Source organism: Streptomyces sp. NBC_00005 (genome assembly GCF_045160215.1).
Classification (GTDB): domain Bacteria; phylum Actinomycetota; class Actinomycetes; order Streptomycetales; family Streptomycetaceae; genus Streptomyces.
Map to the genome: position 1 here is coordinate 3,012,503 of NZ_CP108316.1, position 24,802 is coordinate 3,037,304.

At 69.9% G+C, this 24,802-nt stretch carries 20 protein-coding genes; 10 read left to right on the top strand and 10 right to left on the bottom strand.

What is annotated here, in order from left to right; all coding sequences use genetic code 11:
- Complete coding sequence (locus OG303_RS14040) at nucleotides 1-339, bottom strand: hypothetical protein (protein WP_405868408.1); 339 nt, start codon at nucleotides 337-339, stop codon at nucleotides 1-3.
- Between the two features lie 125 nt (nucleotides 340-464).
- On the opposite strand from OG303_RS14040, the gene OG303_RS14045 reads away from it, so the two are divergent.
- Entirely contained in the window at nucleotides 465-1,289 is an 825-nt protein-coding gene (locus OG303_RS14045) for a rhomboid family intramembrane serine protease (RefSeq protein WP_405868410.1), read from the top strand.
- A 213-nt stretch (nucleotides 1,290-1,502) separates the two neighbouring features.
- Here OG303_RS14045 and hemE read toward each other — a convergent pair whose 3' ends face one another.
- On the bottom strand, nucleotides 1,503-2,570 hold the full coding sequence (gene hemE / locus OG303_RS14050; RefSeq protein ID WP_405868412.1) for a uroporphyrinogen decarboxylase: 1,068 nt from the start codon (nucleotides 2,568-2,570) through the stop codon (nucleotides 1,503-1,505).
- Nucleotides 2,571-2,731: 161 nt separating this feature from the next.
- Here hemE and OG303_RS14055 point away from each other — a divergent pair, with 161 nt between their 5' ends.
- The 3 genes from OG303_RS14055 to OG303_RS14065 all read left to right on the top strand — a co-directional run bounded on the left by OG303_RS14055 (nucleotide 2,732) and on the right by OG303_RS14065 (nucleotide 5,752).
- Nucleotides 2,732-3,400 carry a DUF3000 domain-containing protein gene (locus OG303_RS14055; protein WP_405868414.1) on the top strand — a complete coding sequence of 223 codons (669 nt, stop codon included), beginning with the start codon at nucleotides 2,732-2,734 and terminating at the stop codon, nucleotides 3,398-3,400.
- Nucleotides 3,401-3,598: 198 nt separating this feature from the next.
- Complete coding sequence (locus tag OG303_RS14060) at nucleotides 3,599-4,261, top strand: response regulator transcription factor (RefSeq protein WP_030939825.1); 663 nt, start codon at nucleotides 3,599-3,601, stop codon at nucleotides 4,259-4,261.
- Nucleotides 4,262-4,459: 198 nt separating this feature from the next.
- A complete protein-coding gene (locus OG303_RS14065) occupies nucleotides 4,460-5,752 on the top strand; it encodes an HRDC domain-containing protein (RefSeq protein ID WP_405868416.1) in 1,293 nt (430 codons plus the stop codon).
- A 58-nt stretch (nucleotides 5,753-5,810) separates the two neighbouring features.
- Here OG303_RS14065 and OG303_RS14070 read toward each other — a convergent pair whose 3' ends face one another.
- From OG303_RS14070 to OG303_RS14080, 3 genes are read right to left on the bottom strand one after another with little or no spacing between them, the layout of a single operon-like run.
- The gene (locus OG303_RS14070) at nucleotides 5,811-6,641 is read right to left on the bottom strand and encodes a carbohydrate ABC transporter permease (protein WP_405868418.1); all 831 of its coding nucleotides are present in this window, start codon (nucleotides 6,639-6,641) and stop codon (nucleotides 5,811-5,813) included.
- Nucleotides 6,638-7,591, bottom strand: a complete 954-nt coding sequence (locus OG303_RS14075) for a carbohydrate ABC transporter permease (protein ID WP_405868420.1) — start codon at nucleotides 7,589-7,591, stop codon at nucleotides 6,638-6,640. Before OG303_RS14075 ends, OG303_RS14070 begins: the two co-directional genes overlap by 4 nt.
- Nucleotides 7,591-8,904, bottom strand: coding sequence for an ABC transporter substrate-binding protein (locus tag OG303_RS14080; protein WP_405868422.1), 1,314 nt, complete (start codon nucleotides 8,902-8,904; stop codon nucleotides 7,591-7,593). The genes OG303_RS14075 and OG303_RS14080 overlap by 1 nt, the downstream gene beginning before the upstream one ends.
- A gap of 151 nt (nucleotides 8,905-9,055) precedes the next feature.
- Here OG303_RS14080 and OG303_RS14085 point away from each other — a divergent pair, with 151 nt between their 5' ends.
- From OG303_RS14085 to OG303_RS14100, 4 genes are all read left to right on the top strand, one after another.
- A complete protein-coding gene (locus OG303_RS14085) occupies nucleotides 9,056-11,455 on the top strand; it encodes a glycoside hydrolase family 2 protein (RefSeq protein WP_405868424.1) in 2,400 nt (799 codons plus the stop codon).
- Nucleotides 11,452-12,480: a LacI family DNA-binding transcriptional regulator gene (locus OG303_RS14090; protein WP_405868426.1), complete on the top strand. Its 1,029-nt coding sequence runs from the start codon at nucleotides 11,452-11,454 to the stop codon at nucleotides 12,478-12,480. The genes OG303_RS14085 and OG303_RS14090 overlap by 4 nt, the downstream gene beginning before the upstream one ends.
- A gap of 204 nt (nucleotides 12,481-12,684) precedes the next feature.
- Entirely contained in the window at nucleotides 12,685-13,911 is a 1,227-nt protein-coding gene (locus OG303_RS14095) for a thiolase family protein (protein ID WP_405868428.1), read from the top strand.
- A complete protein-coding gene (locus OG303_RS14100; RefSeq protein ID WP_405868430.1) occupies nucleotides 13,908-16,034 on the top strand; it encodes a 3-hydroxyacyl-CoA dehydrogenase NAD-binding domain-containing protein in 2,127 nt (708 codons plus the stop codon). The genes OG303_RS14095 and OG303_RS14100 overlap by 4 nt, the downstream gene beginning before the upstream one ends.
- Nucleotides 16,035-16,222: 188 nt before the next feature.
- On the opposite strand, the gene OG303_RS14105 is transcribed toward OG303_RS14100, so the two are convergent.
- A complete protein-coding gene (locus OG303_RS14105; protein ID WP_405868432.1) occupies nucleotides 16,223-17,239 on the bottom strand; it encodes a hypothetical protein in 1,017 nt (338 codons plus the stop codon).
- Nucleotides 17,240-17,401: 162 nt separating this feature from the next.
- Between OG303_RS14105 and OG303_RS14110 the strand changes: the two genes are divergently transcribed.
- Both OG303_RS14110 and OG303_RS14115 read left to right on the top strand, forming a co-directional pair.
- Nucleotides 17,402-18,292, top strand: a complete 891-nt coding sequence (locus tag OG303_RS14110; protein WP_405868433.1) for an NAD(P)-dependent oxidoreductase — start codon at nucleotides 17,402-17,404, stop codon at nucleotides 18,290-18,292.
- 35 nt (nucleotides 18,293-18,327) lie between these two features.
- On the top strand, nucleotides 18,328-18,702 hold the full coding sequence (locus OG303_RS14115) for an NTP pyrophosphohydrolase (RefSeq protein WP_405868435.1): 375 nt from the start codon (nucleotides 18,328-18,330) through the stop codon (nucleotides 18,700-18,702).
- A gap of 124 nt (nucleotides 18,703-18,826) precedes the next feature.
- Here the strand turns inward: OG303_RS14115 and OG303_RS14120 are convergent, their stop codons facing one another.
- The 4 genes from OG303_RS14120 to OG303_RS14135 all read right to left on the bottom strand — a co-directional run bounded on the left by OG303_RS14120 (nucleotide 18,827) and on the right by OG303_RS14135 (nucleotide 24,657).
- On the bottom strand, nucleotides 18,827-20,323 hold the full coding sequence (locus OG303_RS14120) for an amino acid permease (protein WP_405868437.1): 1,497 nt from the start codon (nucleotides 20,321-20,323) through the stop codon (nucleotides 18,827-18,829).
- Nucleotides 20,324-20,461: 138 nt separating this feature from the next.
- The gene (dxs, locus tag OG303_RS14125; RefSeq protein WP_405868439.1) at nucleotides 20,462-22,387 is read right to left on the bottom strand and encodes a 1-deoxy-D-xylulose-5-phosphate synthase; all 1,926 of its coding nucleotides are present in this window, start codon (nucleotides 22,385-22,387) and stop codon (nucleotides 20,462-20,464) included.
- A gap of 189 nt (nucleotides 22,388-22,576) precedes the next feature.
- A complete protein-coding gene (locus OG303_RS14130) occupies nucleotides 22,577-23,869 on the bottom strand; it encodes a sugar ABC transporter permease (RefSeq protein ID WP_405868441.1) in 1,293 nt (430 codons plus the stop codon).
- On the bottom strand, nucleotides 23,866-24,657 hold the full coding sequence (locus OG303_RS14135; RefSeq protein ID WP_405868443.1) for an ATP-binding cassette domain-containing protein: 792 nt from the start codon (nucleotides 24,655-24,657) through the stop codon (nucleotides 23,866-23,868). Before OG303_RS14135 ends, OG303_RS14130 begins: the two co-directional genes overlap by 4 nt.
- Nucleotides 24,658-24,802 lie beyond the last annotated feature (145 nt).

Consider the following 24,802-nt stretch of genomic DNA (forward strand, 5'->3'; position numbering starts at 1 on the left):
CTACGCCGACCCGTTGATCCGCTCGATCGCCTGCCGGGCCTGCTCCGCCGGCGGCCGCGCCGGCAACGAGGACACCGACGCACTGGTGGACACGGCGGCACCGGACGACACGGCGACCGGCTGCTCCCCCGCCGGCTTCGCATGCGAGGCACTCCGCACGGACCGCAGACGGTGGCTCACCGCCTCGTCGAGGGTCACCGGCCGCTGCATCTGCGCAGCCAGTCGTCCGGCTTCCTGGCCGAGCCGGGCGACGTCCTCCCACGGCAACTTCACCACCAGGGAGATCTCGGCCTCACCGTCCGGTGTGGCCTGCATCGGAGGAGTAACTCGGTCGTTCATCGCCTGTTCCTCACGTCGTCCCCGCGACCCGCCTTCCCCGTGCCGCGGGCGGTTGAGGAGTCATACGCACGCGCGCGTGCCCGTGTTCACCGATTCGCCCGGCCCTCCGGGGGCACTAATTCCTTGTGGTCATCCCCGTCCATGACGTGAACCCGGTGCGCCGCACCCCCTGGGTGACGTATGCGCTGATCGCCGCGAACTTCCTCGTCTTCCTGTCCACGCCGGGCCTCGCCGGTTCCGTGGCGGGCGACAGCGGCCTGTCCCAGCTGTGCCATCTGCAGGCGTTCCTGGACCACTACGCGGCGGTACCGCGGGAGTTGATCCACCATCAGCTGCCGTCGGCCGTCCCCACGGGCGCGGTCGGCGCGGGCACGCACGGAGCGGGCTGCGTGGTGGCCCCGCCGAGCTACGACAAGTCCCCGGCCGTCAGCGTCTTCACCGCGATGTTCCTGCACGGCGGCTGGCTGCACCTGCTCGGCAACATGCTCTTCCTGCTGATCTTCGGCAACAACGTCGAGGACCGCATGGGTCACATCAGGTACGCGCTGTTCTACGTCGTCTGCGGCTACGCGGCGGCGTACGGCTTCGCGCTCCTCAACGCCGACTCGGGCGACCCGCTGATCGGCGCGTCCGGGGCGATCGCGGGTGTCCTGGGCGCGTATCTGGTGCTGTATCCGAAGGCCAGGGTCTGGGTCCTGGTGCCGTTCCTGATCTTCCTGCCGCTGAGACTGCCGGCCTGGCTGGTGCTGGGCTTCTGGTTCGTGCTCCAGGCCGTGTACTCGTCCGGCGAGGGCATCTCCGGCGCGGGGACGGTGGCGTACGCGGCGCACGTCGTCGGCTTCCTCGCCGGCATGCTCCTCGCCTGGCCACTCAAGCCGGGCACTCCCCCACCGCCGGAACCGCGCGGCCTGCTGTTCGGCAGGCGGGCACGGCCCCGGCACACGTGGTGAGGCGCCGGAAGCGGATCTAGTGCCCCGGCAGGCAACGTTTGCCCGAAAGGAGCGGCGTCCGGTGCGTGCTCTCGGCGTGCCGGCTGGAAGCCCTCGTACTGGACGTACTTGGGCTTTCGGCCGGTGCGGCGAGTGGGGGCACCTCCCACGCCCTTAAGGCAGTGGGGGAGCGTGCCGGGCGTCGCGACCGGGCGAACGTTGCCTGTTGGGGCACTAGCGGGCGGTCTGCGTGTGGACGTACTCCACGAGGCGGGTCAGCGCGTCCGGGTCGGTGGACGGCATGACGCCGTGGCCGAGGTTGAAGACGTGGCCCTCCAGGCCGGTGGCCGAGTCGAGGACCTCGCGGGTCTTGGCCTCGACGGCCTCCTTGGAGGCGAACAGGACGGTCGGGTCGAGGTTGCCCTGGAGCGCCTTGCCGGGGCCGACCCGACGGGCCGCCTCGTCGAGCGGGACGCGCCAGTCGACGCCCACGACATCCGCGCCGGCCTCGCCCATGAGCTTGAGCAACTCGCCGGTGCCGACGCCGAAGTGGATGCGCGGGACGCCGTATCCGGAAACGGCCTCGAAGACCTTGGCGGAGGCGGGAAGCGCCGAGCTGCGGTAGTCGACCGGGGCGAGGGCGCCGGCCCACGAGTCGAACAGCTGGACCGCCGAGGCGCCGGCCTCGATCTGCACTTTCAGGAACGCAGCGGTGATCTCCGCGAGACGGTCGAGCAGGTCGGCCCACAGCTCGGGGTCGCCGTACATCATCGACTTGGCGTTCTCGTACGTGCGCGACGGACCGCCCTCGACGAGGTAGCTCGCGAGGGTGAAAGGCGCGCCGGCGAAACCGATGAGCGGGGTGGCGCCGAGCTCGCCGGTGAGCAGGCCGATGGCCTCGGTGACGTACGAGACGTCCTCGGGGGTGAGGTCCCGCAGCTGGGCCAGGTCGGCGCGGGTGCGGATCGGGCGCTCGACGACCGGGCCGACGCCGGGTTTGATGTCGAGGTCGATGCCGATGGCCTTGAGCGGGACGACGATGTCGCTGTAGTAGATCGCCGCGTCCACGCCGTGCCGGCGCACCGGCTGAAGCGTGATCTCGGCCACCAGCTCGGGCCGCGTGCAGGACTCGAGCATGGGGATGCCCTCGCGCACCTTGAGGTACTCGGGCAGCGAGCGCCCGGCCTGCCGCATGAACCAGACCGGGGTGTGCGGCACGGGCTCACGCCGGCAGGCCCTGAGAAAGGCGGAGTCGTACGTCGCGGTCGGCGGCTGGCCCACGGGGCTCTCGTTGGAACTCACGGGGAAAGTCTCGCACGGTGCCGACCCCGCGTTTCGACCCCGGTCGTCACGCCCGGCCCGGCAGCGGGGGGCCGGGGCGGCAGCCCCCGGCGACGGCCACCCCCACGCCGGTCACGGGGTGTCTGGCCCGCACCGAGCCACCGTTCCCCTAATCTTCCCGCATGGCTGCGGCTCAGGGACGACTGTCGGACGGCGCTGACGGAATGGACGACTCCAAGGAGGGGGACCGGGATGGGAGCGGTACGGCTCCGCCGGCTTTCCAGGCCGCGGTCCAAGCCCTGCGCAGCAGCCGACTGAGGCCGCAGATCGAGGTCGAGGCGACGCGCGCGCCACAGCGACTCGCCCCCTTCGCGTACGCACTGGAGGCCACGGTCGTCGACGGCGACCAGGACCTGGCCGACGGCCGCCTGGTGCTGCTGCACGACCCGGACGGGCACGAGGCCTGGCGGGGCGCCTTCCGGCTGGTGACGCTGGTGCGCGCGGAGCTGGAGCCGGAGATGGCCGCCGACCCGCTGCTGCCCGACGTGTGCTGGTCGTGGCTGACGGGCGCGCTCCAGGCCCGCGGACTGTCGTACGGCGAAGCGAGCGGCACCGTCACACGGGCGAGCTCCCACTACTTCGGCGGTCTGTCGGAACGCCCGGCCGCCTCACAGATCGAGATCCGCGCCTCCTGGACGCCCCGCGAGGGTCTGGGCGGTGTCCCGGACACGGCGGCGCACCTGACGTCCTGGTGCGATCTGCTGGCCCAGGTCGCGGGTCTGCCGCCGGCCGGTCCGGGCGACGCGTCGATCGTGACGCTGCCGCAGCGGCGGGACCCGCAGTCACGCTGACCGTCACTTTGTCGATACGGCCACTTTCAGTCACGAACAGGGCCTCGAACGAAACGAATCGTTCAGCAATTGATCGATCGCGCGTCCGAATTGCACTGATTGTTACTCACTAAATCGTGATCTTTCCCTAAAGGACTTCGGGTTTGATGCCGAAGACGACTGTGACCTTGAAAGTCGTCCCACACCCCAGGAGGCCTGGTGTCCGTTCTCCTCGAGCAGCCCGCAAGCCTGGTCGCCTACCGCCCGAACAAGCCGACCGCCATGGTGGTCGTGGCCGACCCGCGCGTCCGCTCCACCGTCACCCGCCACCTGTGGGCGCTCGGTGTGCGCGACGTCATCGAGGCCTCGTCCATCGCGGAGGCTCGTCCCCGCATCGGCAACCCTCGCGACATCTGTGTCGCAGACGTCCACCTGCCCGACGGCTCCGGACTCACCATCCTCTCGGAGACCCGCGCGGCGGGCTGGCCCAACGGCCTGGCCCTGTCCGCCGCCGACGACATCGGCGCCGTACGCAACGCCCTCGCGGGCGGAGTCAAGGGCTACGTCGTCACCGGCACCCGTACGAACGTCGGGCTCCCCACCCGGCCGGGCGCCGCCCCCATCGGATCCGCCGCCGCCCGTATGCACCGCCGCCCCCCGGGTGCCCCGAGTCACCCGGGTGGCTATCGCGAACTCTCCGGCCGTGAGGTCGAGGTGCTGCGACTGGTCGCGGAGGGCCAGTCGAACAAGGCGATCGGCGTCTCGATGGGCCTGTCCGCACTGACCGTCAAGAGCCACCTCGCCCGCATCGCCCGCAAGCTCGGCACGGGTGACCGCGCCGGGATGGTCGCGGTGGCTCTGCGGACCGGCATCATCCACTGACCCTTACCCCACACACACACTGACCCGTACATCACTGCCATTCACGGACGTGAACAGGATCGGCCGCTGGTTCCTCGTCCGTGTCCCACCTGTCGTGAACCGGATCTTTCACCGACCTGACTGGTTTACGACCCCCAGGCGCCCGTCGACGGAACGTTACGTCGGCGGGCGCTGTCCATACACAGATACCCTTGACAGGTGACCGACGCCCAAGACACCGCAGCAGACAGCTCACTGCGAACCGCCGGAGGCGCCCCTCCGGAAGACGGCGGAACTTCTGTTACGGGGGCGCCCGATCCGGAGCCGATCCCTTTGCTCGAGCCGCGCGAGGGCATTCCGCCCGTGATCGCCGACGCGGACGCGCTCGCGGAGGTGGTCGCCGCCTTCGCGGCCGGTTCCGGCCCAGTAGCCGTCGACGCCGAACGCGCGTCCGGCTACCGCTACGGTCAGCGCGCGTATCTCGTGCAGCTGCGCCGCGAGGGTGCGGGGACCGCGCTGATCGATCCCGTGGCCTGCCCCGATCTGTCGGGGCTCGGTGAGACGCTCTCCGGCGTCGAGTGGGTGCTGCACGCGGCCACGCAGGACCTGCCCTGTCTGCGCGAAATAGGCATGGTGCCGACGCGACTGTTCGACACCGAGCTCGCGGGACGCCTCGCCGGGTTCCCCAGGGTCGGCCTCGGCGCCATGGTCGAGGGCGTCCTCGGCTTCGTACTCGAAAAGGGGCACTCCGCCGTCGACTGGTCGACGCGTCCGCTGCCCGAGCCGTGGCTGCGGTATGCGGCGCTGGACGTCGAGCTCCTCGTCGATCTGCGGGACGCGCTGGAGAAGGAGCTGGACCGGCAGGGCAAGCTCGAGTGGGCGCGGCAGGAGTTCGACGCGATCGCTTCGGCTCCGCCGCCGGAGCCCCGTAAGGACCCCTGGCGGCGTACGTCCGGGATGCACAAGGTGCGGCGGCGCCGGCAGCTCGCCGTGGTGCGCGAGCTGTGGCAGACGCGGGACCGGATCGCCCAGCGGCGGGACGTGTCGCCGGGGAAGGTGCTCAGCGACGCCGCCATCGTGGAGGCCGCGCTGTCGCTTCCGGCCAACGCGCACGCGCTGGCCGCCCTGACCGGGTTCGGGCATCGCATGGGGCGCCGCCAGCTCGAGCAGTGGCAGGCCGCGGTGGATCGCGCCAAGGAGCTGGCCGAGACGCAGTTGCCGGCGCCTGGGCAGCCGCTCACCGGTCCTCCGCCGCCGCGGGCCTGGGCCGACAAGGACCCTGCGGCCGCGGCTCGCCTCTCGGCGGCGCGGGCTGCGGTTTCGGCGCTGGCAGAGCAGGTGAACATGCCGCAGGAGAACCTGATCACGCCGGACACCGTGCGGCGGGTCTGCTGGGAGCCGCCGAGTGTTGTCGATGCGGAGTCCGTGGGGGCTGCGCTGGCGGGGTTCGGTGCGCGGCCCTGGCAGGTCGAGCAGGTGACGCCTGTGCTGGTGGCCGCGCTGTCCGCCTAGCCGCCGTCGGGTCCCCCTCGTGCGACGGCCGCGGGTTCGTCGTGGCCTGTCGCGCCCCTTACCTCGTCGCTCCTCTCGTGAAGCCGTTGTAGATGTAGCGCTGCAGGCACAGGAAGACGATCAGGGTCGGCAGGATGACGAGGATCGCTCCTGCCGAGATCGTTTCCCAGTGGGCGCCGAAGGGGCCCTTGAAGCGGAACAGCGACGTCGAGATCACGCCAAGATCCTGGGACGGCATGTAGAGGAAGGGGATGTAGAAGTCGTTGTAGACGGTGATCCCCTTCACGATCACCACCGTTGCGATCGCCGGTTTCAGGAGCGGGAAGATGATCTTTCGGTAGATCGTGAAGGCGTTGGCGCCGTCGATGCGGGCCGCCTCGTCGAGGGAGGTCGGGATGGATCGTACGAACTGCAGGAAGATGTAGATCGAGACGATGTCCGTGCCCATGTAGAGCGCGATCGGCGCCCAGAGGGTGTTGAACATCCCGAAGCTGTTGACGATCTGGAAGGTCGCCACCTGCGTGGTGACGCCCGGGACGAGGGCCGCCAGCAGGAAGAGTGCGACCACCAGCTTCTTGAAGCGGAAGGTGAAGCGGTCGATGGCGTATGCCGTCATCGAGCCGATGAGGACCGTGCCGCCGACGGCGAACACCAGGATGAAGGCCGTGTTGCCGAAGGCCGAGAGCATCCGGCCGTCCTGGAAGGCCGTCACGTAGTTGCGCAGGTTGAACAGGTCGTCGGGGAGCGTGAGGGCTCCGCTGCCGTTCGCCATCTCCTTGTCGGACTTGAGGGACGTCAGCAGGACCACGCCGAGGGGCAGCAGGACGACCACGGCCGCGGCGATCAGCGACAGGTACATCAGGGTGCGGGCAACGGCTCGGCGTGTCATACGAGGTCCACCTTGTCGTCGGGGACGAGGCGGCGCTGCAGCCAGGTCACCGCCAGGATGATCAGCAGCAGCACGACGGCGGCCGCCGAGGCGAGCCCCGTCTTGTTGAACTGGAAGGCCAGCTTCACGGTCTGGATCACGAAGGTCTCGGTGCCGGTCGCCCCGCCGGTCATGATGTACGGGACCTCGAAGGCCGACAGCGAGCCCGAGATGGACAGGATCACGGTCAGGGCCAGGACCGGCCTGATGCCGGGCGCGATGATGTGGCGGAACTGCTGCCAGCGGCCCGCGCCGTCCAGTTCGGCCGCCTCGTACAACTCCCCCGGGATGGACTGGATCGCGCCCAGGAACAGGACGAAGTTCAGGCCCATGTAGCGCCAGACCGAGACGCCGGCCAGGGAGACGTTCGCGGAGACCGGGGTGCCCAGCCAGGCGTGGTCCGAGTGGTGGCCGACCAGGCTCAGCACCGAGTCGAGGGTGCCGCCGTCCTGGAAGAAGTAGAGGAACACGAAGCCGATCGCGACCCCATTGATCAGGTACGGGAAGAACAGCACGCCCTTGAAGAAGTTACGGAAGCGGACGTTGAAGCTCAGGACCGTCGCGAAGTAGAGGGCCGCGACGATCTGGACGACCGAGGCGGCCAGGTAGTAGCCGCTGACCCAGAACACCTCGAAGAGTTCCGGGCGGGTGAAGAGTTCGGAGTAGTTCTGGGCGCCCGTGTAGTGCAGTTCGGGGCTCACTCCGTCCCAGTCGGTGAAGCTGTACGCGACCATGTTGGCGATCGGCGCGTAGGTGAAGGTGATCAGCAGGGCCAGCGGGGCGAGCAGGAACAGCCAGGGGGTGAGGCCCCGCCACACACGCGTGCGGCGCGGGGCGGGGGCCGCCGCCGGGCCGGTCGGCGGCGGCCCCGCGACGGCCCCGACGGCCGCCTTGTGCGTGGTGTCCGTCATCAGGACCCCACGGTCTTCTGCGCCTCGGTCCACTTCTTGCCGAGGTCGGCCAGGAAGCCGTCGAGGCTGCCCTTCCTGGCGCCGCGCGCGAGGTCGACCAGGTCCTGGCGGTAGTCGGGCTTGTAGATGCCGACCTCCGACTGGTTGTCGATCTCCTTGACCTGGGCGCCCTTGGCGTCGTTGACCTCGATGAACTTCACGCCCTCGTCCTCGTACGGCTTCAGGACGGAGGGCAGGGGCGCGTCCTTGAGCGGTGAGATCGCCAGGTTGTCCTTGTCGTAGCCGGACTTGTCGGTGAACCAGTCGATCCAGGCGCGGGCCGCTGCCTTGTGCTGGGAGTTGACGTTGACGGCCTGGTTGTAGTCAGGTGCCACAACTGCGCAGAATTTTCCGCCCACTTGGGCCGGGAACGGCATGAAGCCGATGTCGTCGGGGCTCACGCCGGCCTTCCTGGCGGCGTCCTGGAACTGGATGATCGCCCAGGTGCCGAGCCACTCCGTGGCGATCCGGCCCTTGGCCAACTGGGGCTTGGACAGCTCCCAGTTGGTGGTCGCCGGGTCCTTCTCGACCAGGCCCTGGTGCACGATGTCGTACAGCAGCGTGTCGCCGACGCGCAGGTCGGTGCCCTTCGCCCACGGGTCGCCCTCGGCCAGTTTGGTGGTGGCCTGGGTGTCGCAGTTGACGGAGCCGTTGACGTACGTCCAGGAGGTCAGCGGCCACTGGGCGGCGAAGTTGGTGTAGTACGGGGTCGCGTCGGTCCTGGACTTGATGGCCTTCAGATCGGCGAGGAACTCGGCAGGTGTGGTGGGCCACTTGGTGACGCCGGCCTGCTGCCAGACCTTCTTGTTGTAGACGAAGCCGGGGGTCACGCCGATCGGGCTCTGGCCGTAGACCTTGCCGTCGACGGTGGTGAAGTCGGTGAAGCGGTACTTCTTGCTGCGTTCGGCTTGAGTGCCGAGCGAGGCGAAGAACTTGGGGTAGTCGTTCTTCTTGATGACGGCCGGGATCAGCAGGACGTCGCCGTAGTCCTTCGTGTTCATCCGGATCTTGACGTCGGCCTCGTAGTTTGTGAGGGCCTCGAACTCGACCTTGACCTTCGGATACGTCTTGTTGAACGCGGCGGCGTACTTCTTCATCGTGCCGTCCTGCACGAGGTCGGTCCGCTGGGTGAGGACCTTGATGGTGCCGGTCACTTTTGATGGATCGTCAGGGGCCTTGGCCTCCGCGCCCTTTGACGTTCCTCCGGTGCCGGTGCATCCCGAGAGCAACAGGGCGGTTCCGGCGGCGATGGCGAGGACTGTACGGCGGTTCATGTGCATCAGCTCCGTTCACGGGACGGACGAGCACGAGCGGGTTGGCTGGTTCGGAACTCTGACAGCGCTTCCTTAACCGGTAAAGTCCCTATTCCGCCAAGGCTGGAGAAAACTTCTCGCTGACTGGGCTGAAACGGTTTAGGGAGTGTGCATGCTGGAGGCGACACCGCTCACCGAGGGATGGGTCCTGCGGCACGAGGGGGACGGGCTCGCGGCCGTGGTGCCGGGCTGCGTGCACACCGATCTGCTGGCGGCCGGGGTGATCCCGGATCCCTTTCTCGGGCGGAACGAGGCCGAGGTGGCGTGGGTGGGGCGCCGGGAGTGGACGTACGAGACCGTCCTGCGGGCCGGTTCGGGGCACGGTTCGGGGCACGGTTCGGGGCGCGGGCATGAGCAGACCGATCTCGTCTTCGAGGGGCTCGACACCGCCGCAGAGATCCTGGTCGACGGTCAACTCCTGGGCCGGACACGGAACATGCACCGGTCCTACCGCTTCGACGTGACCGGAATGGGGGGCCGGCTGTCGGTGCGGTTCGTCTCCGCGTACGCCGAGGCCGAGGCGGTGCGCGGGCGGGTCGGCGAGCGGCCCGCCGCCTACGCCGAGCCGTACCAGTACCTGCGCAAGATGGCCTGCTCGTTCGGCTGGGACTGGGGGCCGACGCTGGTGACGGCCGGAATCTGGCGGCCGGTGCGGCTGGAGCGGTGGTCGACGGCCCGGATCGCGCGGGTGCGTCCTGTCGTGACCGTCGAGGGCGGCGAGGGGGTGGTCGAGCTGCACGTGGAGGTGGAGCGGACCCGGGTCGAGGCGCCGCTCACCGTCGAGGCGACCGTCGGCGGGGTGCGGGCGCGCGCGGAGCTCGACGGGACGGCGGGGGTCGTACGGCTTCGGGTGCCTGACGTACGGCTGTGGTGGCCGCGCGGATACGGTGAACAGCCTTTGTACGACGTCGAGTTGACGCTTCTGCACGGCCACGAGCCGCTGGATGCGTGGCGGCGGCGGGTCGGCTTCCGGACTGTCGAACTGGACACCTCGGCCGACGCGCACGGCACGGGATTCACCCTCGTCGTCAACGGCGAGCGGCTCTTCGCCCGGGGCGTCAACTGGATCCCGGACGACGTGTTCCCGTCCCGGATCACCCGCGAGCGGTACCGGGAGCGGCTCGGGCAGGCCGCCGGAGCGGGTGTCGATCTCGTACGGATCTGGGGCGGCGGGATCTACGAGAGCGAGGACTTCTACGACGCCTGTGACGAACTGGGGCTGCTGGTCTGGCAGGACTTCCCGTTCGCGTGCGCGGCCTACCCGGAGGAGCAGCCGCTGCGGGGCGAGGTGGAGGCCGAGGTGCGCGAGAACGTCGTACGGCTGATGCCGCATCCCTCGCTCGTGCTGTGGAACGGCAACAACGAGAACCTGTGGGGGTTTCGGGACTGGGGGTGGGAGGAGCGGCTGGGCGGGGACTCGTGGGGCGAGGGGTACTACCTCGGCGTACTGCCGCGGGTGGTGGCGGAGTTGGATCCGACGCGGCCGTACACGGCGGGCAGTCCGTGGTCGGGATCCTGGGACCGTCATCCGAACGATCCGGCGCACGGCACGCACCACTCGTGGGAGGTGTGGAACCGGGAGGACTACGCCGAATACCGGAGTGAAGTGCCGCGGTTCGTCGCCGAGTTCGGGTGGCAGGCGCCGCCCGCGTACGCCACGCTGCGGCGGGCGCTGCCCGGTGAGGAGCTCGCGGCCGGCTCCCCCGGCATGCTGCATCACCAGAAGGCGGACGACGGCAACGGGAAGCTGGAGCGCGGGCTCGCGCGTCATTTCGCCGTGCCCGAAGGAGACTTCGACCGGTGGCACTACCTCATGCAGGTCAACCAGGCGCGTGCCGTCGCCGCCGGGATCGAGCACTGGCGGTCGCACTGGCCGGTGTGCGCGGGCACGGTGGTGTGGCAGCTCAACGACTGCTGGCCGGTGACGTCGTGGGCGGCGATCGACGGCGACGGGCGGGAGAAGCCGCTGTACCACGAGCTGCGGCGGCTCTACGCGGACCGACTGCTGACGCTCCAAGTGCGGGATTCCGGGCTGGTGTTGGCGGCCGTCAACCAGGCTGCCGAGGCATGGACGGGCACGCTGGTCCTGCGGCGGATGTCGGTCGAGGGTGCGGTGGTCGGGGAGGCGAGCGTGGGGCTGACCGCCGAGGCGCGGGCGGTGGGCGTCGTCGGCATTCCCCGGGAGCTGGAACCGACCGGTCCCAAGGAGTTCCTGGTGGCGGACGCGGACGGGCTGCGCGCCGTGCACTTTCCCGTGCCGGACCGTGAAGTCCCTTATCCACGGGCCGAGTTCAACGTGACGGTGTCGCCGGGTGCCATCACGGTGACGGCCCACACCCTCGTACGGGATCTGCTGTTGCAGGCCGACCGGCTGGACCCGCGGGCGCGCGCCGATCGCGGGCTCGTCACGCTGCTGCCCGGGGAATCGGTCACGATCGGCGTGCGGGGCTGGGAGACTCCTGATCCGGATGCCGCCCGATCCGCCCTGTACTGCCTGGAGACCGCCCCATGACCACGTCCCGCGTCACCATCAAGGACGTCGCCGCGCGCGCCGGGGTGTCCAAGGGTGCCGTGTCGCTCGCCTTCAACCACAAGCCGGGGCTGTCGGACGCGACCCGGGACCGGATCTTCAAGGCGGCCCGGGAGCTGGGGTGGGCGCCGAACCTCACCGCGCGGACGCTGGCCGGGTCGCGGGTGGACGTGGTGGGCCTCGCGATTTGTCGCCCGGCGCGGCTGCTCGGGCTGGAGCCCTTCTACATGGAGTTCGTGTCGGGGGTGGAGAGCGTGCTGACCGAGCACTCCTGCTCGCTGCTGCTCAGGCTCGTACGCACGGTGGAGGAGGAGGTCGGGCTGCAGGAGGCGTGGTGGCGCGGGCGGCAGGTCGGCGGATCGATCCTCGTCGACTTCCAGGCGAACGACGACCCCCGGGTGGCGGCGGCCGAGCGGCTCGGGATGCCAGTGGTGGCCGTCGGGCACCCTTCGCTGACCGGCTCCCTCACCTCCGTGTGGACCGACGACGCCACCGCCGTGACGGAGGCCGTGCGGTACCTCGCGGCGCTGGGGCATCGGCGGATCGCCCGGGTGGGCGGGGCGGCGGCGCTCGGGCACACGGCGATGCGGTCCGCCGCCTTCGACGAGGCGGCACGGATCCTTGAACTGGCCGGCGCCTGGCAGGTGACCACCGACTACTCCGGGGAGGCGGGAGCGCGGGCAACCCGGTCGCTCCTCGCTTCCGCTCCGCCGGACCGTCCGACGGCGATCGTGTACGACAACGACATCATGGCGGTGGCGGGGCTTTCGGTGGCCGCGGAGATGGGGCTGTCGGTGCCGGGGGATGTTTCGTTGCTGGCGTGGGACGACTCGCAGTTGTGCCGGCTCACGCATCCGACCCTGTCTGCCATGAGTCATGACGTGCACGGATTCGGGGCGGATGTGGCGCGGACCTTGTTCGGGATGATCTCCGGGGACGGGGCCGGGTCGCATCCCGTGCCGACGCCTGTACTGACTCCTCGGGGGTCCACGGCGCCGCCTCGGTGAGGGTTTGTCCGGGGTGCGGGTCCGATGTGGCTTGTCGGGCAGTCCCCGCGCCCCTGAAAAGTCCGCCCTGCCCGATGTGACGTTCGCCGCTCCAGGCGTCAGGGGTGTGCAGCTACGTTACCCGTAAGTAGCATGGGTCCTGAGCGCGCGCTCAGTGCAGCGCATCGCAGCAGTGCAGATCCCGCACCCTGGAGGAGAGCCATCGTGCCTCGTACCGTCAGGGACGTCGTCTTCGTCGACGGCGTCCGCACCCCGTTCGGCAAGGCGGGCCCGAAGGGCATCTACCACGAGACCCGGGCCGACGACCTCGTCGTGAAGGCGATCCGGGAGCTGCTGCGCCGCAACCCCGGTCTCGACCCCAAGAAGATCGACGAGGTCGCCATCGCCGCGACCACGCAGATCGGTGACCAGGGCCTGACCATCGGCCGCACGGCCGGGATCCTCGCCGGCCTTCCGCAGTCCGTCCCGGGCTACTCCATCGACCGCATGTGTGCCGGCGCGCTGACCGCCGTCACCGCGGTCGCCGGTTCCGTGGCCTTCGGGGCGTACGACATCGCCGTCGCCGGTGGTGTCGAGCACATGGGCCGCCACCCGATGGGCGAGGGCGTGGACCCGAACCCGCGGTTCGTCAGCGAGAAGCTGGTCGACGAGTCCGCGCTGTTCATGGGCATGACCGCGGAGAACCTGCACGACCGGTACCCGCAGATCACCAAGCAGCGCGCCGACGAGTACGCCGTGCGCTCGCAGGAGAAGGCCGCCAAGGCGTACGCCGACGGCAAGATCCAGGCCGACCTCGTTCCGATCTCCGTGCGTCGCACCAACCCGGAGGCCGGTGAGACCGGCTGGGGTCTGGTGACCGCCGACGAGCCGATGCGGCCGGGGACCACCCTGGAGAACCTCTCGGGTCTGAAGACGCCGTTCCGTGTCCACGGGCGGGTCACCGCCGGTAACGCGGCCGGTCTGAACGACGGCGCCACCGCCTCGCTCATCGCCTCCGAAGACTTCGCCCGTGAGAACAACCTGCCGGTGAAGATGCGCCTGGTCTCGTACTCCTTCGTGGGTGTCGAGCCCGAGGTCATGGGCTACGGCCCGATCCCGGCCACGGAGAAGGCCCTCGCGCAGGCGGGGCTCAGCATCTCCGACATCGGTCTGTTCGAGATCAACGAGGCGTTCGCCATCCAGGTCCTGGCGTTCCTGGACCACTACGGCATCGCCGACGACGACGCGCGCGTCAACCAGTACGGCGGCGCCATCGCGTTCGGTCACCCGCTCGCCTCCTCGGGTGTGCGTCTCATGACGCAGCTGGCCCGCCAGTTCGAGGAGCAGCCCGAGGTCCGCTACGGCCTCACCACCATGTGCGTCGGCTTCGGCATGGGCGCCACGGTCATCTGGGAGAACCCGCACCACAAGGACGCCGGAGGCGACAAGTGAGCACCACCGAACTCCTGAAGGGCGCGGCCGAGCTGTTCCCCGACGAGGTCGTGACGTCCGCGCACGTACGCCACCTCGACCTGCCGTTCGGCGCCGGGCGCTTCGCCCTGGTCACGCTGGACAACGGCTTCGACCACACCAAGCCGACCACCTTCGGCCCGGCCTCGCTGGCGAACCTGAACACCGCCATCGACCAGGTCGAGAAGGAGGCCGCGGCCGGCGAGATCGTCGGTGTCGGCATCACCGGCAAGCCGTTCATCTTCGCGGTCGGCGCCGACCTCAAGGGCGTCGAGCTCCTCAAGGAGCACAAGGACGCGCTCGCCATCGGCAAGGGCGGCCACGAGGTCTTCAAGCGCCTCGCCGGCATCGCGGTCCCGACCTTCGCGTACTACAACGGCGCGGCGATGGGCGGCGGCGTCGAGGTCGGTCTGCACTGCGAGTACCGGACCGTCTCGAAGGCGCTCCCGGCCTTCTCGCTCCCCGAGGTCTTCCTCGGTCTGGTCCCCGGCTGGGGCGGCTGCACGCTGCTGCCGAACCTGATCGGCGCCGACAAGGCCGTCTCGGTGATCATCGAGAACAGCCTCAACCAGAACAAGCAGCTCAAGGGCCAGCAGGTCTTCGACCTGGGCATCGCCGACGCCATCTTCGAGGGCGCCGACTTCCTGGAGCAGTCGCTGCTGTGGACCGCCCAGGTGCTGAAGGGTGACGTCGAGGTCGAGCGTCCGGTGATCGACCGTGGTGAGGCCTGGGACCAGGCCGTCGCCAAGGGCCGTTTCATCGCGGACTCGAAGGTGCACGGTGCGGCCCCGGCCGCCTACCGCGCGCTCGACATCATCGCCGCCGCCAAGAACGGCGACCTGCAGCAGGGCTACGACGCCGAGGACGTCGCGCTCGCCGACCTGATCATGGGTGGCGAACTGCGCGCCGGCATCTACGCGTTCAACCTGGTGCAGAAGCGCGGCAAGCGCCCGGCCGGCGCCCCGGACAAGTCCCTGGCGCGTCCGGTCACCAAGGTCGGCGTCGTGGGCGCGGGCCTCATGGCCTCGCAGCTCGCGCTGCTGTTCCTGCGCCGCCTCGAGGTACCGGTCGTGCTGACCGACATCGACCAGGAGCGCGTCGACAAGGGTGTGGGCTACGTCCACGCCGAGATCGACAAGCTGCTCGGCAAGGGCCGTATCAACCAGGACAAGGCCAACCGCCTCAAGGCCCTGGTCAGCGGTGTGCTGGACAAGGCCGAGGGCTTCTCCGACGCGGACTTCATCATCGAGGCCGTCTTCGAGGAGATCGGCGTCAAGCAGCAGGTGTTCGCCGAGGTCGAGGCGGTCGCCCCGGCGCACGCGATCTTCGCGACGAACACCTCCTCGCTGTCGGTCACCGAGATGGCGTCGAAGCTGAAGAACCCCGAGCGGGTCGTCGGCTTCCACTTCTTCAACCCGGTCGCGATCCTGCCGCTCCTCGAGATCGTCCGCGGTGAGCAGACCGACGACGCGTCGCTCGCGACCGCGTTCGCCGTCGCCAAGAAGCTGAAGAAGACGGCGGTTCTGGTCAAGGACGCCCCGGCGTTCGTCGTGAACCGCATCCTCACCCGCTTCATGGGCGAGATCCAGAACGTCATCGACGAGGGCACCCCGGTCGACATCGCCGAGAAGGCGGTGGAGCCGCTGGGCCTGCCGATGTCTCCTCTCGTCCTCCTGGAGCTGGTCGGTCCGGCCATCGGCCTGCACGTCTCGGAGACCCTCAACCGGTCCTTCCCGGACCGCTTCACGGTCTCCCCGAACCTCGCGGCCGTCGTCAAGGCGGGCAAGCGCGGCTTCTACGTCTACGACTCCGGCAAGCCCGAGCTGGACCCCGAGGTCGCCGCGCTCCTGAAGCAGGGCGACAGCGTCCTGACGGAGGAGCAGGTCCGCGACCGCGTCCTGGACGCGGTGGCGCAGGAGATCGGGCTCATGCTCGACGAGGGCGTCGTCGCCGAGGCCCAGGACATCGACCTCTGCCTGATCACGGGCGCCGGCTGGCCCTTCCACCTGGGCGGCATCACGCCGTACCTGGACCGCGAGGGTGTCTCGGAGCGCGTGAACGGCAAGAAGTTCTTGGCTCCGGGTGTGGCGTCGGTTCCGGCATAACGGCGTAGCACGGCAGCACAGGTGAAGAGGGGCCTCCGCCGGCGGGCGGAGGCCCCTCTCTCGTGCACGAAGGGCGGCTACGACCGCCAGGGCCCCAGCGGGGCGCCCGTCGCGTCGTAGGCCATCGCCGGGGCCGGGCGACCCGGCAGGCACCGGCCGGCCCTCACGCGGCCGCCGCACGGGCCCCGTCACACCTCCCGCCACGCCTCCAACGCCAGCCCCGGCTCGTCCTTGCGGCGAGTCAGGAGCAGTTGTCCGGTCGACGGGGACAACGTTGCCGCCACCACTCGGCCGTCCTCGTCCACCGCCAGTGACACCCCGGCGTCCAGGGGGAGTTGGGGTCCCGACTCGGTCCACCAGGCGCCCGCCGACTCCTGTTCGGTGGGATACGCGGCGAAGGCCACTCGGCCGCTTGCCGAGCGTTGGGCGAGCAACGTGCAGTCGTGGCCGTCGAGTTCGCAGCGGACGGCGGAGACGGGGCCCGGTCCGGCGGACGGCAGGAGCGCGACCGGCTTGCCACCGGGGCGCCAGGCGCACAGGTCGCCCGAGTCGTCGGTGTAGAAGAGGGTGGTGCCGTCCGCGGAGGTGGCGAGGGCACGCAGGGTGCCGGGGCGGACCGGGGCCTCCATCGCCTCCTCCAGGGCGGGCTGCGCCCCCGGCTCCTCCTGCCGCCAGTGCAGGATGCCGCCGGGGACGGCCGCGTACACCTCGACGCGTCCGGACTCGCCCGTCACGGCCGCCAACTCCTCTTGTACGTCACGCCCCTTGAGGTCGCGCCAGGGATCCCAGCCGCCCTTCTCCCGCTGGGCGAGCATGCTCACCCCGCCGCCCTTGTTGCGGACGAAGACATGGGCGCGCCCCTCGGCGTCGACCGCGACGGCGGGAGTGCCGGTGTGCTCGCCCTTCTTGTCGGGGTGCCCGACGGAGGCCCAGTCGAGGGCCGCGAGGCGGGGCCGGAAGTGGGTGGAGTGGACGAGGCCGGACTCGCCGGAGGCGGTGGGCCGCCAGGAGACCAGATGGGCGTAGGAGTCGCTGCCCTGCCCGACGGCGGGTGCGAGGCGCAGCTTCTGGTCGCCGCCGACCTTGTGCGGGGGTGACCAGGGGCCGCCGGGTCCGCGTTCCGCGCGGCACAGGACGGCGTCGTCCGTCGGCAGGTAGACACTGAGCCGGCCGTCGCGGCCGCGTATGAGCCAGTCGCCGTTCACCGGTTCACTCTATGCGGGACGGCATCGCGACCGCGGCTCGGCCCCCGGGTGACGCGCACCTCCACGCGGGTCCCTTGAGCACGGTGGGGCGCCGAGCGGGCAGGCTGTTCCCAGCAATCACCGCACGCGTGCGGCCACCGCACGAGTAAGGAAGCCGACCTCATGACCGACAAGCTCACCGTGAGTGTCCTCGGCACGGGCATCATGGGCGCCCCGATGGCCCGCAACCTCGCCCGCGCCGGACACACCGTCCGCGCCTGGAACCGCACCCGCGCCAAGGCCGAGCCGCTCACCGCCGACCGCGTCCACGTCTATGACTCCCCCGCCGAGGCGGTCCAGGGCGCCGACGTCGTCCTGACCATGCTCTACGACGGTCCGGCCGCCCTGGACGTCATGCGCGAGGCGGCCCCCGCCCTGCGCCCCGGCGCCGCCTGGGTGCAGTCGACCACCGCCGGCATCGAGGCGATCGACGACCTGGCCGCGTTCGCCCGCGAGCACGAACTCGTCTTCTACGACGCCCCCGTGCTCGGCACCCGCCAGCCCGCGGAGGCCGGTCAGCTGACCGTGCTGGCCGCCGGGCCCGTCGAGGGCCGGAAGGCGGTGGAGCCGGTGTTCGACGCGGTCGGCACCCGCACGGTGTGGACCGGTGAGGACGGGGCGGCCGGCAGTGCGACCCGGCTGAAGCTGGTGGCCAACAGCTGGGTCCTCGCCGCCACCGCGGCGACCGGCGAGGTGCTGGCCCTGTCGCAGGCCCTCGGCGTCGACCCGCAGGACTTCTTCGACCTCATCGCCGACGGCCCGCTCGACATGGGCTATCTGAAGGCCAAGGCGGGCCTGATCCTGAACGACCGGCTCTCTCCGGCCCAGTTCGCGGTGGGCACGGCGGCGAAGGACGCCCGTCTGATCGTCGAGGCCGGCCGGAACAACGGCGTCCGGCTGGACGTCGCGGCCGCGAGCGCCGCACGTATGGAGCGGGCTGCCGCGCAGGGCCACGCAGACGAGGACATGGCGGCGGCGTACTTCGCAAGCTTCGACGAGAAGCGGGACGACTGACCCGGCGCCGGCACCGGCTGTGCGAGCCTTGCCGCATGGACGAGACCTCCCCCCTGCTGGTGATCGTCGACGCCGCGAACGTCGTCGGGTCGGTCCCCGACGGCTGGTGGCGCGACCGGCGGGGGGCCGCGGAACGTCTCCGCGACCGGCTCGCGGCCGACGGTCTCCCGGGCCGCTCCGGCCCCGTGGAGATCGTCCTCGTGGTGGAGGGGGCGGCGCGCGGGGTGGAGTCGGTACCCGGCGTCCAGGTCGAGTCGGCGCCGGGCAGCGGGGACGACCACATGGTCGACCTGGTCGCCGGGGCGGGCGAACGCTCGGTACTGGTGGTGACGGCGGACCGCGAACTGCGCCGGAGGGTGGCGGAGTTGGGGGCGGAGGTGACGGGACCGCGGTCCGTCAGGCCGGCGTGAGCACCGCTCCCACCGCGCCCGGAACGCCGACCGGCCCCGCGGCCCCGCCGGAGCGGGACATACGGGGCCGGAGTGTCGGGGCGTGGCGAGAAGGTCGGCTGCTTCTCGTTGCCGCCCGGCGGGTTCAGGAGTTCGCCGACTCCGCGGCCTGCTGGCGTCCGAGGCGGCTGTGGGAGCGGCCGTAGAAGAAGTACACGACGAAGCCGATCACCATCCAGATGCCGAACCGGAGCCAGGTCTCGGCCGGCAGGTTCAGCATCAGCCACAGCGAGGCCAGCACCGACACGATCGGCAGGAACGGCACCAGCGGGGTGCGGAAGGTGCGGGGCAGGTCGGGACGGGTGTTGCGGAGGATGATCACGCCGATCGCGACGACGATGAACGCGAACAGCGTGCCGATGTTCACCAGTTCCGCGAGTTCGCTCAGGCTGGTGAAGCCGGCCAGGATCGCGATGACCACGCCGAGCAGGATGGTCGGCCGGTGCGGGGTCTTGAACCGCGGGTGGACGTGGGAGAAGAACCGCGGCAGCAGTCCGTCGCGGCTCATCGCGAAGAAGACCCGGGTCTGGCCGAGGAGCAGGATCATGCAGACCGTGGTCAGGCCGACCGCGGCGCCGAAGCTGATGAAGCCGGCGAACCAGGGGTGCCCGGTGGCCTTGAACGCGTCGGCGAGCGGGGCGTCCACGGACAGCTTGGTGTAGTGCTGCATGCCGGTCACGACGATCGACACGGCGACGTAGAGCGTGGTGCAGATGATGAGCGAGCCGATGATGCCGCGCGGCATGTCCCGCTGCGGGTTCCTGGTCTCCTCGGCGGCGGTGGCGACGACGTCGAAGCCGATGAAGGCGAAGAAGACGACGGACGCGGCGGTGAAGATGCCCATCACGCCGAAGTTGGAGGGTGCCCAGCCGAACATCAGCTGGATGAGCGGCGACTGGAGACTGTCACCGGCCGGGACCTCCTGCGCCTTCGGGATGAACGGGTCGTAGTTGTCGCTCGTGATGAAGAAGGCGCCCGCGATGATCACGGTCAGGACGACGGTCACCTTGATGGCGACCACGACGGCGGTGACCCGCGCGGAGAGCTTCGTGCCGACCACGAGGACGGCGGTGAGCACCAGCACGAGAGCGGCGGCGAGGATGTCGAAGCCGAAGCCGTCGGCGCCCTCTCTCCCGGTGAGCGACGCCGGCAGGTGCCAGCCCGCGTTGTCCAGCAGCGAGGCGATGTAGCCGGACCAGCCGACCGCGACCACCGCGGTGCCCAGCGCGAACTCCAGGACCAGGTCCCAGCCGATGATCCAGGCGGGCAGTTCGCCCAGAGAGGCGTACGAGAAGGTGTACGCCGAGCCGGCCACCGGGACGGTGGAGGCGAACTCGGCGTAGCAGATCGCGGCGAGCGCGCAGACGACGCCGGCCACGACGAAGGCCAGGGCCACGGCGGGGCCGGCGTTGTTCTTGGCCACCGTGCCGGTGAGAACGAAGATGCCGGTGCCGATGATGACGCCGACGCCGAAGACCGTCAGATCGAGTGCGGACAGGGACTTCCTGAGCGCGTGTTCGGGTTCCTCGGTATCGAGGATGGACTGCTCGACCTTCTTCGTCCGGAAGAGGGTGCTGCTCACGGGCTTACCTCCCACGCTTTGTCGTCCTCGACATGATCGAGAGGGGGCGTGGTACGTATGCCCCGACGCGGGCGGATTCACGCGAACGGGCCGGTTTCACCACTCTTGGCAGTGGTGGAACCGGCCCGTTCGGGCGTGTCAGTCGCGCGCGGGCTCCACCGAATCGACCTGAGCCGCGGCCCGGTTGAACCGGCCGTCCAGCTTGGAGACCAGCCCGGTGACCTGGCGGGCGATGTCGGGCGCCGTGAGCCCGATCTCCGTCATGACCTCGGCGCGGGCGGCGTGGTCGAGGAAGCGCGGCGGGATGCCGAAGTCGCGCAGTGGTACGTCGACGCCCGCGTCGCGCAGGGCCTGCGCGATCGAGGAACCGACGCCGCCGACACGGGAGTTGTCCTCGACGGTGACGACCACGCGGTGCCGCTCCGCCAGCGGCGCCATGGCCTCGTCGACGGGCTTGACCCAGCGCGGGTCGACGACCGTGGTGGAGATGCCCTGCTTGTCGAGCAGCGAGGCGATCTCGAGGCACATGGGGGCGAGGGCACCCACGGAGACGAGGAGCACGTCCGGGGTGTCCGTCCCCGGCTCGCGCAGGATGTCCATGCCGCCGACGCGACCCACGGCGGGTACGGCGGGGCCGACGGCGCCCTTCGAGAAGCGCACCACGGTCGGCGCGTCCTTGACCTGGACGGCCTCGCGCAGCTGGGCACGGACCTGGTCGGCGTCGCGCGGGGCGGCGAGCCGGAGTCCGGGCACCACCTGCAGGATCGACATGTCCCACATGCCGTTGTGGGAGGCGCCGTCGGTGCCGGTGACGCCGGCCCGGTCCAGGACGAAGGTGACCCCGCACTTGTGCAGGGCCACGTCCATCAGGACCTGGTCGAAGGCGCGGTTGAGGAAGGTGGCGTACACCGCGAAGACGGGGTGCAGTCCGCCGGTGGCGAGGCCCGCGGCGGAGACGGCGGCGTGCTGCTCGGCGATGCCGACGTCGTAGATCCGGTGCGGGAAGGCGTCCGCGAACTTCTTCAGGCCGACCGGCTGGAGCATCGCCGCCGTGATCGCGACGATGTCCGCCCGCTCCTTGCCGAGCCGGACCATCTCGTCGCCGAAGACCGAGGTCCAGTCGGCGCCCGAGGCCTTGACGGGCAGGCCGGTGTCGGGGTGGATGGGGCCGATGCCGTGGAAGCGGTCGGCCTCGTCCTGGAGGGCGGGCTGGTAGCCGCGGCCCTTCTCGGTGAGGCAGTGCACGATCACCGGGCCGCCGAAGCGCTTGGCGCGCGCGAGCGCCGACTCCAGCGCCTCGATGTCGTGGCCGTCGATCGGGCCGACGTACTTCAGGCCCAGGTCCTCGAACATGCCCTGCGGTGCGATGAAGTCCTTGAGGCCCTTCTTCGCCCCGTGCAGGGTCTCGTAGAGGGGCTTGCCGACGACCGGAGTGCGCTCCAGGAGGTCCTTGCCGCGGGCCAGGAAGCGCTCGTAGCCGTCGGTGGTCCGCAGGGTCGCCAGGTGGTTCGCGAGGCCGCCGATGGTCGGTGCGTAGGACCGCTCGTTGTCGTTGACGACGATCACCAGCGGGCGGTCCCCGTCGGCGATGTTGTTCAACGCCTCCCAGGCCATGCCGCCCGTCAGCGCGCCGTCACCGATCACGGCGACCACGTGGTCGTCGCGCTCGAGGATCTGGTTGGCCTTCGCGAGGCCGTCGGCCCAGCCGAGCACCGTGGACGCGTGGCTGTTCTCGATGACGTCGTGCTCGGACTCGGCCTGCGAGGGGTAGCCGGACAGGCCGCCCTTCATCTTCAGCCGGGAGAAGTCCTGGCGGCCGGTGAGCAGCTTGTGGACGTAGGACTGGTGGCCCGTGTCCCACAGCACCTTGTCCTTCGGGGACTCGAAGACGCGGTGCAGGGCGATGGTCAGCTCGACCACACCGAGGTTGGGGCCGAGGTGGCCGCCGGTCTTGGAGACCGCGTCGACGAGGAAGGTCCTGATCTCCTCCGCCAGCTGGTCCAGCTGCTCCAGGCTGAGCCGGTCCAGATCGCGCGGTCCCCTGATGCGGGTCAGCAGCGGCACCCGTGCCTCCTTGCAGTAGAGCTGATCGAGCTGTTGCCGGGCTTGTCGAGTCTAATGTTCCGCCTTTGCGGACGACGCCCGGGCGGTGCGTGATACGTCACGCGATCGGCTGTACCCAAGATGTGGCGTTCCTACGACATGACTGTGCCCGGTACCGCCGTTGGCACCGGGCACAGGTCTTCAGGGGCGTTACGCGCGTCCGGCCGTCTTCTGCGTCTTACGGGTGATCGCGTCGATGACGACGGTCGCCAGCAGAACACCACCGGTGATCATGTACTGCACCGGGGAGGCGATGCCCTGCAGGGCCAGCCCGTACTGGATCGAGACGATCACCAGCACGCCGAGCAGCGCGTTCCAGGTGCGGCCACGGCCGCCGAACAGGGACGTGCCACCGATGACGGCCGCGGCGATCGCGTTCATCAGCAGGTCACCGCCACCGGCGCCCTGGTTGGCCGAGGCGATCTTCGAGGCGATGAACAGACCGCCGATCGCCGCGAACGTACCGGAGATCGCGAAGACCGAGATCCGGACCATCTCCACGTTGATACCGGCACGCCGGGAGGCCTCGACGCTGCCGCCGAGCGCGAAGATCTTGCGGCCGTACGAAGTGCGGCGCAGCACGAAGTCCGTGATCAGCAGGACGCCGACGAAGATCACGACGGCCAGCGGCAGGCCCTTGTACTGGTTGTAGAGGATGGCCACGGCGAAGGAGACGATCGCCAGCAGCGCCGTGCGCAGGATGGTTTCGCTCAGCGGCCGCGACGGCACCCCGGCGGCCTCGCGGCGACGGTTGCCGAAGAAGGAGCTGAGGAAGAACAGCGCGGTCACCGCGATGGCCAGACCGTAGGCGGCGGCCACGTCGCTGAAGTAGTACGTCGTCAGCTTGGCGACCATGCCGTCGCTGTTGAGGTTGATCGTGCCGTTGTCGCCCAGGATCTGGAGCATGAAGCCGTTCCAGAAGAGCAGACCGGCCAGCGTGACCGCGAACGCGGGCACACCGATCCTGGCGAAGACGAAGCCTTGGATCGCGCCGGCCGCGGTACCGGTGAGGATGGCCAGCACGAAGGCCAGCCATTCGCTCATGCCGTGGGTGACGTTCAGGACGGCGAAGGCGGCGCCCGCGAGACCGGAGACCGAGCCGACCGACAGGTCGATCTCACCGAGCAGCAGCACGAAGACGATGCCGACGGCGATCATGCCCGTGCCCACCATGGTGATGGAGATGTCGGACAGGTTGTTCGCGCTCAGGAAGTTGGAGTTCAGGCTCTGGAAGATGATCCAGATGATCACCAGGCCGATGACGACCGGGGTGGACCCCAGGTCGCCGGCCTTGATCTTGCGCTTGAACTCGGTGAGGTAGCCCGCGAATCCCTGTTCGCGCACCAGCAGCCGGGGGTCGACGACGGTCGCGGCTCCGGCCGCCGCTTCGGGGTTCTCCACCACGTGGTCCCCGGGAGGCGTGGAGGTCTTGTCGATGCTCACTTCTTGATCTCCCCAGTGGTGCGCGCCGCACGACGGGTCACGGCGTTGTCCGTGGCACCGGTGATGGCGGAGATGATCTCTTCCTGCGAGGTCGACTTGACCTCGAAGACGCCGTTGTTACGGCCCAGACGCAGGACCGCCACCTTGTCGGCGACAGCCTTCACGTCGGCCATGTTGTGGCTGATGAGGACCACGGCGTGACCACGCTCCCGCAGTCGCTCCACCAGGTCGAGGACCTGGGCGGTCTGCTCGACGCCGAGGGCGGCGGTGGGCTCGTCGAGGATGACCAGCTTGGGCTCACCCAGCATGGAGCGGGCGATGGCCACGGTCTGGCGCTGACCGCCGGAGAGCGAGGCGATCGGGATACGGACGCTGGGAATGCGGATGGACAGCGTGTCCAGCAGTTCGCGCGAGCGGCGCTCCATCTCGACCTCGTCGAGGACGCCGTACCTGCGGACCTCACGGCCCAGGTACAGGTTGCCTACGACGTCGATGTTGTCGCACAGCGCGAGGTCCTGGTAGACCGTCGCGATGCCCAGGTTCTGGGCGTCGTGCGGCCGGTTGATCGACACGGCCTTGCCATCCCATTCGATGACGCCCTCATCGATGGGGTGCACGCCGGCGATCGTCTTGACCAGCGTGGACTTTCCGGCGCCGTTGTCGCCCACCAGGGCGACCACTTCACCGGCGTGGACCTCAAGCTCTACGTCGGTGAGCGCCTGAACGGCACCGAACCGCTTGGAGACCCCGCGCAACGCCAGCACGGGCGTAGCGGACACGTGAACCATCTCCTTCGCCGCCTGACCCGGCGGGAGGTTGTGCAGAAAAAGGTGGGGGTGCTGTTCCGTCCGGCGCCCCGCGACGAGCTTGCGGGGCTGTCTGATGTGCGGGGCGCCGGAGGAGCCTTCGGAGCGTGCGTCCCCGTAGGGGAAT